15 protein-coding genes are annotated in these 16763 nt (G+C 34.3%); 14 read left to right on the forward strand and 1 reads right to left on the reverse strand.

Annotated elements, in window-relative coordinates:
• The first annotated feature begins 490 nt into the window (after window positions 1-490).
• Window positions 491-610 carry a DUF2196 domain-containing protein gene (locus EKH84_RS22825; protein WP_334295404.1) on the forward strand — a complete coding sequence of 40 codons (120 nt, stop codon included), beginning with the start codon at window positions 491-493 and terminating at the stop codon, window positions 608-610.
• Window positions 611-852: 242 nt separating this feature from the next.
• Here the strand turns inward: EKH84_RS22825 and EKH84_RS11920 are convergent, their stop codons facing one another.
• A complete protein-coding gene (locus EKH84_RS11920) occupies window positions 853-1476 on the reverse strand; it encodes a superoxide dismutase (protein ID WP_127066472.1) in 624 nt (207 codons plus the stop codon).
• Between the two features lie 566 nt (window positions 1477-2042).
• On the opposite strand from EKH84_RS11920, the gene EKH84_RS11925 reads away from it, so the two are divergent.
• The 13 genes from EKH84_RS11925 to EKH84_RS11985 all read left to right on the forward strand — a co-directional run bounded on the left by EKH84_RS11925 (window position 2043) and on the right by EKH84_RS11985 (window position 16731).
• Complete coding sequence (locus tag EKH84_RS11925) at window positions 2043-2477, forward strand: GTP pyrophosphokinase (RefSeq protein WP_127066473.1); 435 nt, start codon at window positions 2043-2045, stop codon at window positions 2475-2477.
• 12 nt (window positions 2478-2489) lie between these two features.
• A complete protein-coding gene (locus tag EKH84_RS11930) occupies window positions 2490-2885 on the forward strand; it encodes a ribosomal maturation YjgA family protein (protein ID WP_127066474.1) in 396 nt (131 codons plus the stop codon).
• Window positions 2886-2972: 87 nt separating this feature from the next.
• The gene (locus EKH84_RS11935) at window positions 2973-4232 is read left to right on the forward strand and encodes a cytochrome P450 (protein ID WP_127066475.1); all 1260 of its coding nucleotides are present in this window, start codon (window positions 2973-2975) and stop codon (window positions 4230-4232) included.
• 141 nt (window positions 4233-4373) lie between these two features.
• Window positions 4374-4610, forward strand: a complete 237-nt coding sequence (locus tag EKH84_RS11940; RefSeq protein WP_127066476.1) for a hypothetical protein — start codon at window positions 4374-4376, stop codon at window positions 4608-4610.
• Window positions 4611-4669: 59 nt separating this feature from the next.
• Window positions 4670-5050, forward strand: coding sequence for an iron chaperone (locus EKH84_RS11945; RefSeq protein WP_127066477.1), 381 nt, complete (start codon window positions 4670-4672; stop codon window positions 5048-5050).
• Between the two features lie 294 nt (window positions 5051-5344).
• Window positions 5345-6292, forward strand: coding sequence for an alpha/beta fold hydrolase (locus tag EKH84_RS11950; protein ID WP_127066478.1), 948 nt, complete (start codon window positions 5345-5347; stop codon window positions 6290-6292).
• Window positions 6293-6438: 146 nt separating this feature from the next.
• On the forward strand, window positions 6439-6804 hold the full coding sequence (locus tag EKH84_RS11955) for a RidA family protein (protein WP_013656975.1): 366 nt from the start codon (window positions 6439-6441) through the stop codon (window positions 6802-6804).
• 285 nt (window positions 6805-7089) lie between these two features.
• Window positions 7090-7821, forward strand: a complete 732-nt coding sequence (locus EKH84_RS11960; RefSeq protein WP_410497300.1) for a ZIP family metal transporter — start codon at window positions 7090-7092, stop codon at window positions 7819-7821.
• Between the two features lie 86 nt (window positions 7822-7907).
• Entirely contained in the window at window positions 7908-8720 is an 813-nt protein-coding gene (ygiD, locus tag EKH84_RS11965; protein WP_127066480.1) for a 4,5-DOPA dioxygenase extradiol, read from the forward strand.
• Between the two features lie 169 nt (window positions 8721-8889).
• Window positions 8890-9954, forward strand: a complete 1065-nt coding sequence (locus EKH84_RS11970) for a GDSL-type esterase/lipase family protein (RefSeq protein WP_127066481.1) — start codon at window positions 8890-8892, stop codon at window positions 9952-9954.
• A 275-nt stretch (window positions 9955-10229) separates the two neighbouring features.
• Window positions 10230-13238: a X2-like carbohydrate binding domain-containing protein gene (locus tag EKH84_RS11975; RefSeq protein ID WP_127066482.1), complete on the forward strand. Its 3009-nt coding sequence runs from the start codon at window positions 10230-10232 to the stop codon at window positions 13236-13238.
• 289 nt (window positions 13239-13527) lie between these two features.
• Window positions 13528-16167 (forward strand): translation factor GTPase family protein, encoded by a 2640-nt coding sequence (locus tag EKH84_RS11980; RefSeq protein ID WP_127066483.1) that lies wholly within the window; start codon window positions 13528-13530, stop codon window positions 16165-16167.
• 261 nt (window positions 16168-16428) lie between these two features.
• Entirely contained in the window at window positions 16429-16731 is a 303-nt protein-coding gene (locus tag EKH84_RS11985) for a DUF4491 family protein (protein WP_127066484.1), read from the forward strand.
• Window positions 16732-16763 lie beyond the last annotated feature (32 nt).

The following is a 16763-nucleotide window of genomic DNA, read 5'->3' on the forward strand; positions in this document are numbered from 1 at the left end:
TTTTAAAAGGGGTGTCCCATAATCATTTAGTGAGTACAATAAACAATTTCTAAGTCAAAGATGAGCTGATAATATAAGTGTTAATCAAACTATTCCTAATAATTTGAATGAGTTTCTTCCTATTTATTAGGGGGTATCTCAACGAACCCCGGGGGTGCACTCTCCTATTTATACCAAATAGTTTCCTCACTTTGTCCAAAGGCACGTTGAGACTGTAGTGAAGCTTAACAAATAAAACCTAGATATATCAAGGCTTAGAGCGATTATACGCTTTAAGCCTTTGTGTGTTTTAGGGCAGGTGGTGCTTGTGGGAACATATCTTTAGGGGAGGTGTACAAACTATTTAGCAGTCGTGGATGAAATGAAATTTCAGAGGTAATTGTTCAACCATGGGGTGGTAAAACTTGTTCCGTTACTACTATTGACGGAAGTATTCTTACCTTCTTTGAGTAACTGCATATTATGAGCTAACTATATAAATCAGCGTACTATAAAGCTGACAGAAGGCATAGTAAAAAAGATACTCACCAATTCACCTGAGCATCATTATGGTATAAAAGTGATGTTTGAGAGTGGTATTATAGGTAGCGTAAAAAAGATAAAGGCTTAGAAGCAGATTTTGATTTGCTTTTAAGTCTATTTTCTTAGCAAAATGAATGATTTAATGATGATGTTAATAAAGTGTATGCAAATATTAACTTGGACATAATAAATGTAAAAACGAGAATACAGTCTTTTTAAGGGCCAACACGAAAATACTTTTTATAAAAAATCTCCAACCAGAAATCTGATTGGAGATAAAATATTATAATTATTGTAGTTCAATAAGTGAAAGAATACTTTCGATTCTTTTTAACCAATGGCTTTCGTGTAAAGATCATTTGCTTTATTCCAGTCAACCACAAGGAACCAATTGTCAATATAATCAGCTCTCTTATTTTGATACTTTAAGTAATAAGCATGTTCCCATACATCCATTGCTAATACAGGGCTTAGCCCATCTGCTAGAACTGTATCTTGATTGGGTGTAGATACAACTGTAAGCTCTTTATTAGCATCTACGGCTAACCAAGCCCAACCAGAACCAAAACGTCCAAGTCCTGCTGCTTTAAAGTTAGCTTTAAATTCATCCAAAGAGCCAAACTTCTTAACAATTGCATCTTTAAGCTTGCCTGTTGGCTCACTTTTTTCAGCTGTCATACCTGCAAAGTATAAATTATGGTTATAGACACCGCCACCATTGTTACGAACTGCATTTTTAATGGAATCTGGTAACTTATTTACTTTAGTGACAAGCTCTTCTAAGGACCAAGATTGATGGTCTTTACTACCTTCTAGTACTTTGTTTAAATTATCTACATAAGTTTGAACATGGCGACCATGATGAATTTGAACAGTAAGTGCATCCACATAAGGTTCCAATGCGTCATATTCATATGGTAATGCTTCTAATTGAAATGGATAAGTTTTATTCATAATTAAATCCTCCTAACGATTTTAGTTATATATTTTATTTTGATTCATGATAATAGAGAGTTTGCTAAGCGTACTTTCTATCAATATGTTTGTTTATTATTTAGTTATCTCTAACTAGTCTTATTATAACATTTACAAATACAAATAACAACAATTTTAATAATAATTATTATTTGAAAAATATTATCAAATATTTAAAAGAAAGTTTAACGTATAGGAGAAAGGTAAAAAGCAACGATTTTGCAAGTATTATCATTGAAATATAATAAGAAGTACATTTTTAATACGACATAGTACTTGGGTTTAACTGAATATAGAAGGAGAATCTTGGGGTAAGAGGAAACTGTACCTATTTTTAGAAAAGCTACACAAATAGTGAAAAGGACCAACAGTTAATTGAAAATTCTTGAATTATGATATAGAATCGGATTAGAAGCGAAAGTAATCGTCATATATGCTATATATTAAAATCTCATTTTAGGTGCTTAAGAGAAACTGATGTAAAAGAGTCGATTCAATATATTTAACTTTTTAAAGAATCTATTTAAGGGAGGAGGGGTATAAAAATGAATTTAGAAAAAGCAATACTCATAGCAGGGACTGCTCATCAAGGGCAAGTAGATAAAGCTGGGGCACCATACATATTGCACCCTCTTAGAGTAATGTTTTCTTGTAAAACACAAGAAGAGCAAATATGTGGTGTCCTTCATGATGTTATTGAAGATACTTATGTGACACTTGATGATTTAAGAAAAGAGGGCTTTTCGGAAACTATTATAACTGCTATAGATGCTCTTACTAAACGATCTGGTGAAACCTATGAAGAGTTTATTAATCGTATCCTTCTAAGTCCTATAGCTTGCCAAGTAAAGCTTGCTGATTTAAGAGATAATATGGATTTAACAAGATTATCACAGGCTAACAAAGCAGACTATGCTAGAGTTAAGAAGTATCAGTCAGCCATGGATAAGATAAAGGGTTTTCTAGAAGTTCATTCATGATAGGGGATAGCTATGAAAAAACAAAGAATCAAATACTTAATTACATTCACAATACTATTGTGTATTGAAATTTTAATCGCAATCTGTGTACACGATACATTTATCAGACCATATGTTGGAGATCTATTGGTTGTTGTTGTGCTGTACTGCATAGTAAGAGTAATTATTCCAGACAAGTATAGACTAATGCCTTTTTGGATATTTGTTTTTGCAGCATTTATTGAGTGCTTGCAATACTTGAAATGGGTTGAGAGACTTGGTATAGAAAATAATGCATTTTTACGCATACTTATGGGAGCCACATTTGACTGGAAAGATATTGTGTGTTATGGGATTGGCTGCATTTTATTAGGTATATATGAGTGGTTGATTCAAAAAGGAATAGTAAGACTACGGGTGAAGGATTAGAGATGTGATGAATAATTTATACAGAGAGTGGAAATATAAAACTCATTAGCATAGTTCTTGATAGGAATAGAAAGGAATCAAAAGTATATGTCAATGAATAAACAAGTTCCACATGATAAATGTATAGATAATACACTAGCACTTTTACAAGAAGGTTATCTATTCATCCAAAATAGAGTTAATCGTTATCAGTGTCATTTATTTGAAACACGCCTACTTGGGAAAAAGGTCATATGCATGAGTGGTAAAGAAGCATCAAAGCTGTTTTATAATACAGACCTTTTTAAGCGCAAAGGTGCATTACCCAAGAGAGTACAAAAAACACTGTTTGGAGTTAATGCCATTCAAACAATGGATGATGAGAGGCATATCCATAGAAAAATGTTTTTTATGTCACTTCTAGATCAAGAATATCAAAAACAGTTGACAGAAATAACCAAGAAAAGGTGGCAAGCTGCTATTAACACCTGGGAAATTACCCAGCAGATTGTACTCTTTAATAAGGTAAACAATATTTTATGCCAATCAGTATGTGAGTGGGCTGGTGTACCATTACAAGCGTCTGAAGTAAAAAATCGAGCAAAGGATTTTAGCACAATGGTCAATACTTTAGCGTCAATAGGACCAATGTACTGGAAAGGAAAAAGAGCAAGGACTAGAACCGAAAAGTGGATAAGAGGTATGATAGCAGATACTAGATCTGGTAAATTAAATGTTGAAAAAAGTTCAGTGCTATATAAGCTATCCTTTTATGAAGAGTTGGATGGTAAACCACTGAATACTCAAATGGCTGCAATAGAACTTATTAATATACTACGTCCAATTGTTGCTATTTCAAGATATATTACTTTCACAGCTTTAGCATTATACGAAAACGAGGAGTATATGGAAAAATTACGATTAGGTAATGAGAATACCCGTGAAATGTTTATACAGGAAGTGAGACGTTACTATCCATTTGCCCCTTTTCTAGGTGCCATAGTAAGGAAAAATTTTATATGGCATGGGTGTAAGTTTAAACAGGGGAGGTTAGTTCTCATTGATATTTATGGCACAAACCATGATCCACGTATTTGGGTAAATCCGTATGAATTTAGACCAGAACGTTTTAAAGAGAAAAAGAATAGCTTATTTGATTTTATACCTCAAGGTGGAGGAGATCCCTCAAAAGGACATAGATGTCCAGGAGAAGGTGTTACTATAGAGCTGATGAAAGTCGGTTTAGATTTTCTGATAAATCAGATTGAATTTAAAATTCCAGCTCAAGATTTAAGCTATAGTCTTACTAAGATTCCAGCATTACCTGCAAGCGGATTTATCATGAGCAATATTAGAGTAAAACTTTAGGATACAAGTAATGAATGGTAATAAACATACTCAGACAATCCAAGTATATATTTGATGCTTTTTAGTGATATCTATTCAATCAATGTGAGAGATGATATTATATAGTTAACGAACGTAAAATTTATAGGAGGAGTGATAGGTATGAAAAAGCTATTAAATTATGGTAATGAGTTTGTAAAACAATCTGATTGGAGAGACTTAGCGCTTATTAAACTTTGCTTATGCGCTATAGGGATGATGTGGGGAATGGCACTTCCTAAAAAGGCACATAAGCCAGCAGCATTTATTATTGTCTCAGTGTTTGTATGTACCTATATTCCACTAGTGTTAAAATTATTTAGGATTATAAATAAAGACATTAATAAAAAGAAGTCATAGTATTTAATATAAAGTGATGCTAGAATAAAGGGTTTATTGTAAAAATATTGGAGGGTTTTATGAAAGAAAGTCTAAATGAGGTAGATGTATACTTGAGGCAACTAGAAGGTAGCCCTAAAGAGTGGGAAGAAATTTTTATCGATTACATGCGCAAAAATTATCCTGATTTAGAAGAAGTTATGTCCTTTCAAATGCCGACTTATAAACTAGGTAGTGGTAAAGAACGAAACTACATCTCTTTCGGAGTTGCTAAGAACCATTTTTCACTACACTCAATGGATTTTGAATATATAACTCAAATGAAAGAAAAACTAAGCAAACCTGGTAGAGGGAAGGGCTGTGTAAATGTTCCTTTTGATAAACCTTGTGAAAGAGAAATATTATTTAAAGCTATAGATGACATTATTGAGAGAAAAATCACTTGTGTCTATGGAAAATGAAGGATTTTCAGGCAATGAAATTTTATAATAAATTTCATTGCCTGAAAATCCTTTTTACATTTCTAGGGATGATACTGTTTAATACAATATGCTTGAGAGATTCAATGACAGATGACATTTCTAAAGAGAAGGGAACAGGAATAACTAAGGGTGTATTTTAAAATATTGAATATTAAAATAATTAACAGTATAATTTTACTATGCAATATAATTATTAGAGTAAAAGTATAAAGGTGATTTTAAATCAATGAATAGCACCTCTACAAATAAACTATCAAGAATGGAGCTGGGTGGATGAAAGATTATTTTCAAGAGTTTGTTGAAATTAATGGAATTAAACAATATTTTTTACATTATCCTGCTAAGGGAAAACCTGTTATTTTATTTTTACATGGAGGCCCAGGGATGAGTGAAGCTGCATTTGGATATAAACTAAAAGAAATGTTTAAAGACACATGCACTCTTGTTTTTTACGATCAGCGTGGGACGGGAAGAACATTACAGAATAATCTTAAAGCGCATCCAACACTTAATTTTTTACTTGAAGATTTACATGATACTATTAAACACTTACAAACTCGTTACCTCACAAAAAAGGTAATCATTCTAGGACATTCATGGGGAACAGTACTCGGCTCAATATATGCCTTACAGCATCCAGAAAATGTATCGGTGTATATAGGTGTGGGGCAAGTGGGAGATATGCGATTAACAGAAAAGTTATCCTTTTTAGCGCTGAAAAGCAAAGCGATGAGTCAAAATAGCTCAAAGGACTTAAAAAAACTGCAAGCCATAACTAACTATCCACCCAAACAATGGGATTCTAAATCCTATAAAATTTATAACAAGCTTTCAAAACTAAAAGACAAATACGGTTTATCTATGTCTGTGAAGGTACCGTTAGTCAAAATAGTAAGAAAGAGTCCCATTCAATTTAGAAATCGTGATTTTATAGCAATGCTAAAGGGAACAAAACTCAGCGAATCATTAATGTTGGATGTACTTAATAGTTTTCAAATAGAAACCTACGGAATTGAATATAAGATGCCTGTATACTATATTTTTGGAAGTGATGATTATATTACGCCCAAACAAGCATTTTCTGATTACTTTGAGAAGATAATAGCACCTACAAAGAAGATTGTTCTAATTGAAAACGCTGGACATTATACGATGTTTGAACAACCCGAAGCTTTTGCTAAAGCTGTTATCCCTTTCCTTAATGAGTGTGCTTTAGTGTAAAGGTTATCTCATAATGGAGACTTCATTTATGAATTTCACGTGCCTGAGAACGAGCATTTTTGGTAGGAGACAATCTTAGCATTCTCTAATAATATAATTTTAGGATAGTATTTGAGATAGTATTACGGACAAATAGGAGGAAGATGATGAGTAGTATTAATAGATACAATGTAAATGAAGAATATGCCTATTCAGGGATAGTAGAAGCTGGAGACTTCGTTTTTCTAAGTTTTTGTGTGGGTAATGTAGGGGCCTCTATTGAAAATCAGATTAATGGAGCATTGGATGATATGGAGAATCGTTTGGCAAAACTGAATTTGACATTACAAAGTGTTGTTAAGGTAGATGTTCTTTTAAAAGACGCATGGAATATTCCGGTTATGGAGAAGGTGTTTAAGGAACGTTTTAAAGGTACATACCCTGCCAGAAAAACAATACAAACGGAGTTCGCTCATATAGGAGGACCAGATGGGCTTCATGTACAGATTGATGCGATTGCCTATAAAAAATGATTTGGATGAGCAGAACATACCAATTAACATTAAAAATGTATAAAGATTATTTGAGAAAATAATGTCAAAGAAACGAAGAGTTCATTGAAATGTTTTATACTATGGTATAAAATCAGGTTAGAAGTGAAATCGTCGGAAAAATATCCTTTATTGGAGAAAATCGATGAATTTAAAAGAAGTATGGAAACACTTTAAATTTTATTTGCTCACAAATAGGAGGTGAAAACTTTGAACGATATAACAAAAGTTTTAGTTGGCATTTTTATTCCACTACTTGGTACTACCATGGGCGCGGCTATGGTATTTTTTATGAAAGGTGAAATGAAGCTGCAAATACAAAAAGCTCTTCTGGGCTTTGCATCAGGCGTTATGATTGCAGCATCAGTCTGGTCACTATTAATACCTGCAATTGATATGGCAGAGGCAAATGGGAACATTGCATGGATTCCAGCTGCAGTTGGTTTTCTGATTGGTATTGGTTTCTTACTTTTATTAGATACCATTATTCCTCATCTTCATCTTGACTCTGATTCGCCAGAAGGTAGACCTAGCAAACTTGGAAAATCTTTTATGTTGGTGTTGGCTGTGACTTTACATAATATTCCAGAAGGAATGGCAGTCGGTGTAGTGTTAGCAGGTATGCTTAGTGGATCTGATATTATTTCTGTTGCAGGTGCATTTGCACTGGCAATTGGTATTGCTATTCAAAACTTTCCGGAGGGTGCCATTATATCCATGCCATTAGTTAGTAGCGGCTTATCAAAAAAGAAGGCTTTCAAATATGGTTTTCTTTCTGGCATCGTAGAGCCTGTCGGGGCAGTGGTGACGATTCTTCTTACGTCACTGGTTACACCAATTCTTCCATATATACTTTCATTTGCAGCAGGTGCAATGATTTATGTTGTAGTAGAAGAGCTCATTCCGGAAGCACAAGCTGGAGAACATAGTAATATAGGTACCATTGGTGTTGCATTTGGATTTGCCTTAATGATGATACTTGATGTTGCTTTAGGATAAGGTTTGTAGTTTTAAAAGGGGACTTTTGGGCTAATTTGTTGTAGTATAAAATCGACTTAGAAGTCAAAGTATTCAGAGAAAGGAAAATGTATAATGCATTTTTATGCTTGATTATACATGGAAATAGTATGAATAGAATGCCGACATTATTTATTGGACATGGTTCTCCAATGAATGCAATAGAAGAAAATCAGTTTATTGAGGAATGGAAAGCTCTTAAAAATAAAATGCCAAAACCAGAAGCAATACTGTCTGTGTCTGCACATTGGTTTACAGACGGTACTAGAGTTATGACATCTGAGACTGCAAAAACAATTTACGACATGTATGGTTTTCCGGAGGCACTTTATAGAATAGTTTATAATGCCAAAGGTGCGCCGCATTTTGCCAAGGAAGCAAAAGCTTTGATTAGTCGGGAGGTTGTTACAGATAATTCTTGGGGATATGATCATGGAACATGGTCTGTCCTTCACAGAATTTATCCAGAAGCAGATATTCCTGTATTTCAGCTTAGCGTGGATAGAAATGCATCGACGAAGCAACATTATCGTATGGGACAAGAACTTTATCAACTTCGTGAACAAGGTGTATTAATATTCGGAAGTGGAAATGTTGTTCATAATCTGGCGAGAATCAATTGGAACATGGAGAATGAGGGTTACTCTTGGGCCGAAGAATTTGATCATTATATTTGGGATAATATCTTGGCGAGAAAGGATGAAAACGTTATAGATTATCAAAAAGCAGGAAGTTCTGCTGCTCTAGCTTTTACTACTATGGAGCATTATGCACCACTGCTGTATGTATTAGGAGCATCAAACGATCAGGATAAGATGACTGTTTTTAACAAAGCTTGCGTAATGGGTTCTCTTTCTATGACGAGTTATTTATTTGAATAAATATTTTTATATCGGGTTTAATTGAATATATTAATGATAGGCTCCTAATTATAACATGTTAGGAGCTTTTGTTGTTTTTATGGATATACAGAATTATAATGAATCAACATATTTAGCATCATTTGCTAAGTATGTTTAAATAAAAAGGAGAACATAAGGAGGAAATTTTATGAGTAAGAAGCAAAAATCTAAAAGGCGTTTGATTGCTAGGTTAAGTGTTGTATTTCTATTTTTGTTTATGATTTTTGAGTCCTCAGCCCCATCTGCTTATGCTACATCAACGACAACTACAACCAAAATAATGCCACTAGGTGATTCGATTACAGACTGTGACTTTTGGAGAACATTACTTTTCAATAAGCTGACAAGTAATGGGTATGATGTTAAATCAGTTGGAACGCAGTATGGTAACCATGAAGGCCATAGTGGTATGTGTGTTACTAATTTAGCAGCTACAGATCAACTCAGTACATGGCTTAATGCGGCAAATCCTGATATTGTTATGATGCACTTTGGAACAAATGATTGCTGGGGTAATACAGGAACAACTAAAATACTGGATGCCTATACTAAACTTGTTACACAGATGAGAAAGAACAATCCCAATATGATTATTGTAGTAGCACAAATTATACCAATGCATCCAAATGACACATTAGATTATAAGTCTATTATTTTAGATCTTAATACATCAATGGTAGGTTGGGCTAATAACTTATCAACAAGTGAATCGCCAATCATATTATGCGATCAATATACTGGATTTAGCACAGATATAGATACATATGATGGTGTTCATCCAAATGCTTCCGGTGGTCAGAAAATGTGTGATAGATGGTATGAGACTTTAAGTACAATATTAACAGGAGAACCAACGCCAACACCAGAACCAACGCCAACACCAGAACCAGAACCAACACCAGAACCAACACCAACACCAACAGATAATGTCTTAAAATTGGATACGGTTGTTAGTGCCTGGAATACTGGTTATACAATGACAGTTAATATTACAAACACATCCAATACAAATGCAAATAACTGGAAACTAACAGTAAATAAAGCTGATTTTGATATAAGTAACATATGGTGTGCACAAATCATTGAGTCAGGAGATTACTTAATCATAACACCTATGTCATGGAATATGGCAATTAGTGCTGGTAGTACTGTAAGTTTTGGATTCCAAGGTGTTGGGAAACCACCAGTTGACTTTTCTTATACACTTGAATAGTAAGGTCAAAAGAGAGGACTATCGGATAGGCTGAGTTTTATAAAAGCTCAACCACTGAAGTCCTTTTTGTAATAAATAGAATGTACTTTGTTCTAGTACATATAAATAATATTAAAAAAAATGACAACATATGTTGCTACTTTTAGCATAGGTTCAATTAAATATTACACAGGAGATGCTCTTAAATGTAACATGTTAGGAGCTTTTGTTGTAATGATTGGTAAATAAAAACCATAATAAAAATAAATACCAAGAATTTCAAAGGGGGCAATAGTATGAAGAAAAATGGTTTACGAGGTTTAGTCCTAGCACTAGTTATGTTTGTAATGATTACAAGCAGTAGTATTATTTTTGCTGCTACTGATGTGAATCACCCAGGTTTTAGAGTAGAGGGCAGGTTTCTTTATGATAGCCAGGGTGAAAAAACGATTCTTTATGGCATTAATAAGATGGTTGTATGGATGGATAAAGATGGACAACCATCCTTTTCTGAAATTGCTAAAACGGGTGCTAATTGTGTGAGAATCGTATGGACAACGAAAGACGGTACAGCAGAAGAATTAGATACTGCCATTAGGAACTGTCGTGCAGAGCATATGATTCCTATGGTAGAACTTCATGATGCTACTGGTGACTTTAGTAAGCTAACAAGCTTAGTAGATTGGTGGGTTGATCCTGATACTGTAAATGTCATTAAGAAGCATGAAGAATACCTTCTAATTAATATTGGTAACGAAGTTGGTGATGCAAATGTTTCTGATACAACATTTACAAATGGATATATTGAAGCTGTTACTAGAATGAGAGCAGCAGGTATTCATGTTCCGTTGATTATAGATGCTTCGACTTGGGGACAAGATATTAATAAACTTCAAGCATGTGGCCCAGACATTTTAGCCGCCGACCCAGATTCAAACTTAATGTTTTCAGCACATTTATGGTGGCCTTATATGTATGGTCATTCTGATCAAAAAGTAATTGATGAACTTACAGAATCTGCAAATATGGGACTTCCACTTGTTATAGGTGAGTTTGCTAATCAATGGGAACAAACGACGCAGGGGCAAATTCCTTATAAAACAATTATGGAATATTGCGCTAAGCTTGAAATCGGTTATTTAATTTGGTCATGGGGGCCTGGTAATAATCCACAGACATTCCTTGATATGACCACTGATGGTACATTTGATACAATGCAAGACTGGGCAAAAGAAATGGTTTTTGAGAATCAGTATGCCCTTGCAAATCTTGCTGAAAAACCAGCTTCTATGCTAACGAGCCTCCCAGCAGGAATGCCTAATGAACCACTACCTAGTGGTAATCTAGCTCAAGGAAAAACTGTAACCTATTCTACAAAAGAAAGTAGTGCTTTTGAAGGGGATTGTATTACAGATGGTGACCTAAGTACACGCTGGGCATCTGATGCAAATTCTCAAACAGATTGGGTATGCATCGATTTAGGAGAAACAAAAGAGATTAATGAAGTACTTATCAAATGGGAAAATGCTTATGCAACACAATACCAAATTCAAGTTTCTAACGATGCAAATACTTGGACCGATGTTTATAGAACATATAATGGAAAAGGTGGTAGTGAAGATATCTCCATTTCAGCTTCTGGACGTTATATAAGAATTTACTGTACGCAAAAGTATGGCTATACCTGGGGGTACTCTATTTATGAAGTTGGTATTTACGGGCCAGAATCCAAAGAAGCTGCTTCTGTTTCTCCAACAGTTGCAGTGTTTGATAAGAATGTAACAAATCAAGAGGATTTAGTGTTTACATTAGATTCAAAAGCCAACATATTGGTTTCAGTTAAAAATGGCAGTGCTATTTTAAATAGAGGTTCTGATTATGTGATTTCTGGAGAGATATTAACCATTACAAAAGAGTATCTTGCAAACCTTGAAAAAGGTACAATCCAATTAACATTAGTTTATGATAGTGGCGTAAATCCTGTTATGAATATTGCGATTGGAGATACATCACCTATTTCTTCTTTAAGTCCAAGTAGAGTAGAATTCAATAAGAAAAATGGTGCAGATAAAGATATTACCATTACATTGAACAATAGCAATAATACGTTGTTTGGTATTTTTAATGGCACTCAATCTTTAGTACAAGGTATAGATTATAGTGTAAATGGTAAAACGGTTATCATTTCTAAATCATATTTAGCGACACTAGCACTTGGTACGACAAATCTTAAATTTAACTTTGAAAAAGGAACAGATTTAAGTTTAATGGTTGTTGTTACCGATTCATCTGATAGCTCAGTACTAGTGGCTACAACTGCTGCATTTGAAAAAGCAGCACAAGCTGATATAAATGCAACCATGATATTAAATGGTAATACGTTAGCATCTATTTTAAATGGTGAAGTAGCATTAGTAGAAGGTACTGATTATACAGTTAATGATAGTACCGCAATCATTTCTAAGGATTATCTTAAGACATTATCTATAGGTCAAACAACATTAACATTTGTTTTTAGTGCAGGTGCAAATGCTACATTAACTGTTACAGTTACCAATACAGTGCCTGACTCTGCTATTACACCTACTTTAGGAGAATTCGATATAGCAGTACCTAAAGATATGATGATTGAATTAATGCTTAATGGAAATACATTTGAAAAAATAACAAATGGTAGCTACACGTTAGTTAAAGGTGTGGATTATACAATTAATGAGACAACCATTACTTTAAGTAAAAATTATCTGGCAACTTTAAAAACGGGTACATCATTACTTACTTTTGTATTCAGTGGTGGTTCTAGCCAAAAGCTCTCTATAAAAGTTCAAGATACCTCAACTGTTCCTCCTACAACAAGTCTACAAGTTACATTCAGCAATAGCAATTTGAGTGAAAAAACCAACTCCTTAATGCCAAGATTCAAAGTTACAAACACAGGGGCTGAAGCAATTGATTTATCCGATGTAAGGTTACGTTATTACTTTACAACAGATGGCAATCAAGAAAATTTCTTCTGGTGTGACTGGTCTCAAGTTGGAAATTCCAATGTTAAAGGAACATTTGTAAAAATGGACAATCCAACAGAAGTAGCAGATTGCTACTTAGAAATTAGCTTTTTAGAAGCGGCTGGAAGTATTATGCCAAATACAACCACCGATTTACAATGTAGATTTGCAAAGTCAGATTGGACTAATTACAATCAAGCAAATGACTATTCTTTCAATAATAATGGTTTTGATTATAAGACCTGGGATAAAATTACACTTTATTATAACGATAGCTTAATTTCTGGTATAGAGCCATAAAAAAAGGACTTTCGAGACAGTTTGAAGTTTAATAATAAATTTCAACGCTCGAGGGTCTTTTTTATAATGGATGTAAGGTCTGAACTTTTACTCCGAAATATGATATTGCTTAAATAATTGATTTATTAGAACACTGCGTTGTCTATTACATTAATGCTAGCTGGCTATTTTTGTTTTGTCAGATTAACAACTTACTGGTATGATAGTAGTAAGATAAGAGAGAGATAGTGGGTTAGGCTACTATAATCATTAGAAATAGACAACACAAGTGAAGGATTTGAAAAAGCGTATGAAAAAATTAGTCATTGGAATATTAGCACATGTAGATGCGGGTAAAACAACCTTATCGGAAAGTATGCTTTATTTAAGCGGGAAAATTCGTAAACTGGGAAGAGTGGATAATCAAGATGCTTATTTAGATACTTATGACTTAGAAAGGGCAAGGGGAATTACCATTTTTTCTAAACAAGCAATGTTTCAAGTAGCTGGAGCTCAGATTACTTTGTTAGATACCCCAGGACATGTAGATTTTTCGGCTGAAATGGAGCGAACACTTCAAGTATTAGATTATGCCATTTTAGTGATTAATGGTGCAGATGGTGTGCAAGGGCATACCAGAACATTATGGAGACTTCTTGCTACGTATCAAATACCGGTTTTTCTATTCGTTAATAAAATGGATCAACAGGGGACGGATAAGGAGAAATTAATAGAAGAATTAAAAAAGTGTCTAGATGATAGGTGTATTGAATTTGGACAAGAGCGTACAGCAGCTTTTTACGACCAGTTGGCCATGTGTGATGAAGCACTGATGGAAGCTTATTTGGAAACAGAGCATATTGATACCTTAAAAATTATGAAGGGTATAAAAGAACGCAAGATATTTCCATGCTTTTTTGGTTCAGCTTTAAAATTAGAAGGTGTAGAAAACTTTATGCAAAGTATTGTCAAATATGCTAGTATGCCTTCTTATCCAGAAGCTTTTGGAGCAAAGATATTTAAAATAGCTAGGGATGAGCAAGGTAATCGCCTGACTTATATGAAGCTTACAGGCGGAAGACTTAAGGTGAGAGACACTTTAATAAATCATACTTGGGAAGAAAAAGTGAATCAGATTCGTTTATATTCAGGACAAAAGTTCGAGGCAGTGAATGAGGTAGAGGCAGGTTCTATATGTGCAGTAACAGGACTTACTCAAACTAGTCCAGGAGAAGGTTTAGGGATAGAAAGTGCTTCATCTGCCCCTGTGTTAGCCCCTGTATTAGCTTATCAGATTATGCTTCCAGAAGGCTATGATCCAAGACTTATGCTGCCTAAATTGCGTCAGTTTGAAGAAGAGGATCCACAGCTGCATATTGTTTGGGATGAACAGTTACAGGAAATTCAAGCACAGATTATGGGAGAAGTCCAAATCGAAATTTTACAAACGCTTATAGAAAGCCGTTTTGGTGTCCATGTAACATTTGATTCGGGAAGAATCGTTTATAAAGAAACCATTGCAAATACAGTAGAAGGTGTAGGGCATTTTGAACCATTAAGACATTATGCGGAAGTTCACTTATTACTGGAGCCTGGACAGCGAGGAAGTGGTCTTGGATTTGCATTGGGATGCAGCGAAGATGTGCTAGAAAAGAATTGGCAGAGACTTGTCTTATCTCATTTAGAGGAAAAAGTTCATAAAGGTGTACTCACCGGCTCAGCTATCACAGATATGAAAATAACGTTAGTCTCAGGACGAGCACATAAAAAGCATACAGAGGGTGGTGACTTTAGAGAAGCTACCTTTCGTGCAGTACGTCAAGGTTTAAAGCAAGCAGAATCTGTTTTATTAGAGCCGTATTATACTTTTCAGTTAGAAGTACCTGAGAAAATGGTAGGACGAGCTATGACTGATATTGAGAAGATGTATGGCACATGCGAAATTTCACAAACAGATGGTGAGTGGGTGACCTTAGTAGGGAGCGCACCGGTTGTTACCATGAGAAACTATCAGAAGGAAGTAGTTGCATACACTAAAGGCCATGGTAGACTATTTTGTACACTAAAAGGATATGAGCCATGTCATAATGCAGAAGAAGTTATAGAAAATATAGGTTATGATTCTGAAAGAGATATAGAGAATCCAACAGGTTCTGTATTTTGTACTCAAGGCAGCGGATTTTTAGTAACTTGGGACGAAGTAAAAGACTACATGCATCTTGAAAGTTATCTGCAACAGGAAAAAGAAACGCTATCAAAAGAAATAGCGAAGCATCAGGATTTACTGACAGAAGAGAAATGGATTGGTTTAGAAGAAATTGATCAAATTATGAATAGAACTTTTTATGCGAATCAAGGAGAAAAATCTGCTTGGAAAAAGCGTAAAACAGCCCGTGAAAGCTATTATGAGCCTGTTGGTTATACAATGAAACAAAACCAAGATAAAAAAGAAGAATATCTACTTGTAGATGGTTATAATATTATCTTTGCATGGCCTGAATTAAAGGAGCTAGCCAATGAAAATATGGATGGTGCCAGAATAAAATTATTGGAGAGCTTATGTAATTATCAAGGCATCCGAAAATGTCAGATTATCGTTGTGTTTGATGCTTATCGTGTTCAAGGACATCGAGTGGAAATGCTTGAGTATCATAATATCTACATGGTATATACCAAGGAAGCACAAACTGCAGACCATTATATTGAAAAGTTTGTACATGATCACAAGACAAAGTATCATGTAACAGTAGCAACCTCAGATGGATTAGAGCAAATTATCATTAGAGGGCAAGGATGTGCCTTATTGTCTGCTAGAGAGCTGAAGGAAGAAATCGAAAGCGCTAATGAAAAAATGATGCAAGCGTATAAGGAAAAACAAGTAGTGGAGCGTAATTATTTAGTGGATGCATTACCTCCTGAAATCAAGCAGCAGATAGAGAAACATCCGTAAAAAAGAAAAGATACAAATAACATAAGAGTGTTTTATAAGCAAAATGGCAAAAAAATAAATCAAGCATAATTTATTTTTTATAAAGGGGAAGTTGTGCTTGATTTTTTACTTCTAGAAAATAAATAATTATTGATCAACATAGAAAAGGGATATAGTAGAAGTTTGATTGAAAATTCTTGAATCAAAGTGTAAAATGAGTACATGAGCAAAATGGTTGTCAAAAGGAATCAAAATAATCATTTTAATGAAGGAGGATTTAATATGAATTTTCAAGGTATAATAATAGGAGTAATGGCTTTTTTAATTATAGGTGTTTTTCATCCCATAGTGATCGCATCAGAATATTACGTTGGAAAAAAGATATGGCCACTTTTTTTGATTGTGGGAATATTATGTATTGGTATATCTTTATTTATTGAGAATAGTACAATTTCAGCAATAGTAGGGGTAATAGGCTTTTCTTCACTGTGGAGTATACATGAGGTCATAGAACAGGAAGAACGCGTTAAAAAAGGATGGTTTCCCAATAATCCTAATAAAAGTAAACATATGAAAGTGGAATAAAATTTATAAAAATTCAATATAAGGAGGCTACA

The sequence above is a fragment of the Cellulosilyticum sp. WCF-2 genome, assembly GCF_003990395.1.
GTDB lineage: Bacteria > Bacillota > Clostridia > Lachnospirales > Cellulosilyticaceae > Cellulosilyticum > Cellulosilyticum lentocellum.

Bases quoted from the DNA above. Each gene is read 5' to 3' on its own strand.
- EKH84_RS11920 (WP_127066472.1), bottom strand. From the start codon at position 1,476: ATGAATAAAACTTATCCATTTCAATTAGAAGCATTACCATATGAATAT.
- EKH84_RS11925 (WP_127066473.1), top strand. From the start codon at position 2,043: ATGAATTTAGAAAAAGCAATACTCATAGCAGGGACTGCTCATCAAGGG.
- EKH84_RS11930 (WP_127066474.1), top strand. From the start codon at position 2,490: ATGAAAAAACAAAGAATCAAATACTTAATTACATTCACAATACTATTG.
- EKH84_RS11935 (WP_127066475.1), top strand. From the start codon at position 2,973: ATGTCAATGAATAAACAAGTTCCACATGATAAATGTATAGATAATACA.
- EKH84_RS11940 (WP_127066476.1), top strand. From the start codon at position 4,374: ATGAAAAAGCTATTAAATTATGGTAATGAGTTTGTAAAACAATCTGAT.
- EKH84_RS11945 (WP_127066477.1), top strand. From the start codon at position 4,670: ATGAAAGAAAGTCTAAATGAGGTAGATGTATACTTGAGGCAACTAGAA.
- EKH84_RS11950 (WP_127066478.1), top strand. From the start codon at position 5,345: ATGAAAGATTATTTTCAAGAGTTTGTTGAAATTAATGGAATTAAACAA.
- EKH84_RS11955 (WP_013656975.1), top strand. From the start codon at position 6,439: ATGAGTAGTATTAATAGATACAATGTAAATGAAGAATATGCCTATTCA.
- EKH84_RS11960 (WP_410497300.1), top strand. From the start codon at position 7,090: ATGGGCGCGGCTATGGTATTTTTTATGAAAGGTGAAATGAAGCTGCAA.
- ygiD (WP_127066480.1), top strand. From the start codon at position 7,908: ATGTATAATGCATTTTTATGCTTGATTATACATGGAAATAGTATGAAT.
- EKH84_RS11970 (WP_127066481.1), top strand. From the start codon at position 8,890: ATGAGTAAGAAGCAAAAATCTAAAAGGCGTTTGATTGCTAGGTTAAGT.
- EKH84_RS11975 (WP_127066482.1), top strand. From the start codon at position 10,230: ATGAAGAAAAATGGTTTACGAGGTTTAGTCCTAGCACTAGTTATGTTT.
- EKH84_RS11980 (WP_127066483.1), top strand. From the start codon at position 13,528: ATGAAAAAATTAGTCATTGGAATATTAGCACATGTAGATGCGGGTAAA.
- EKH84_RS11985 (WP_127066484.1), top strand. From the start codon at position 16,429: ATGAATTTTCAAGGTATAATAATAGGAGTAATGGCTTTTTTAATTATA.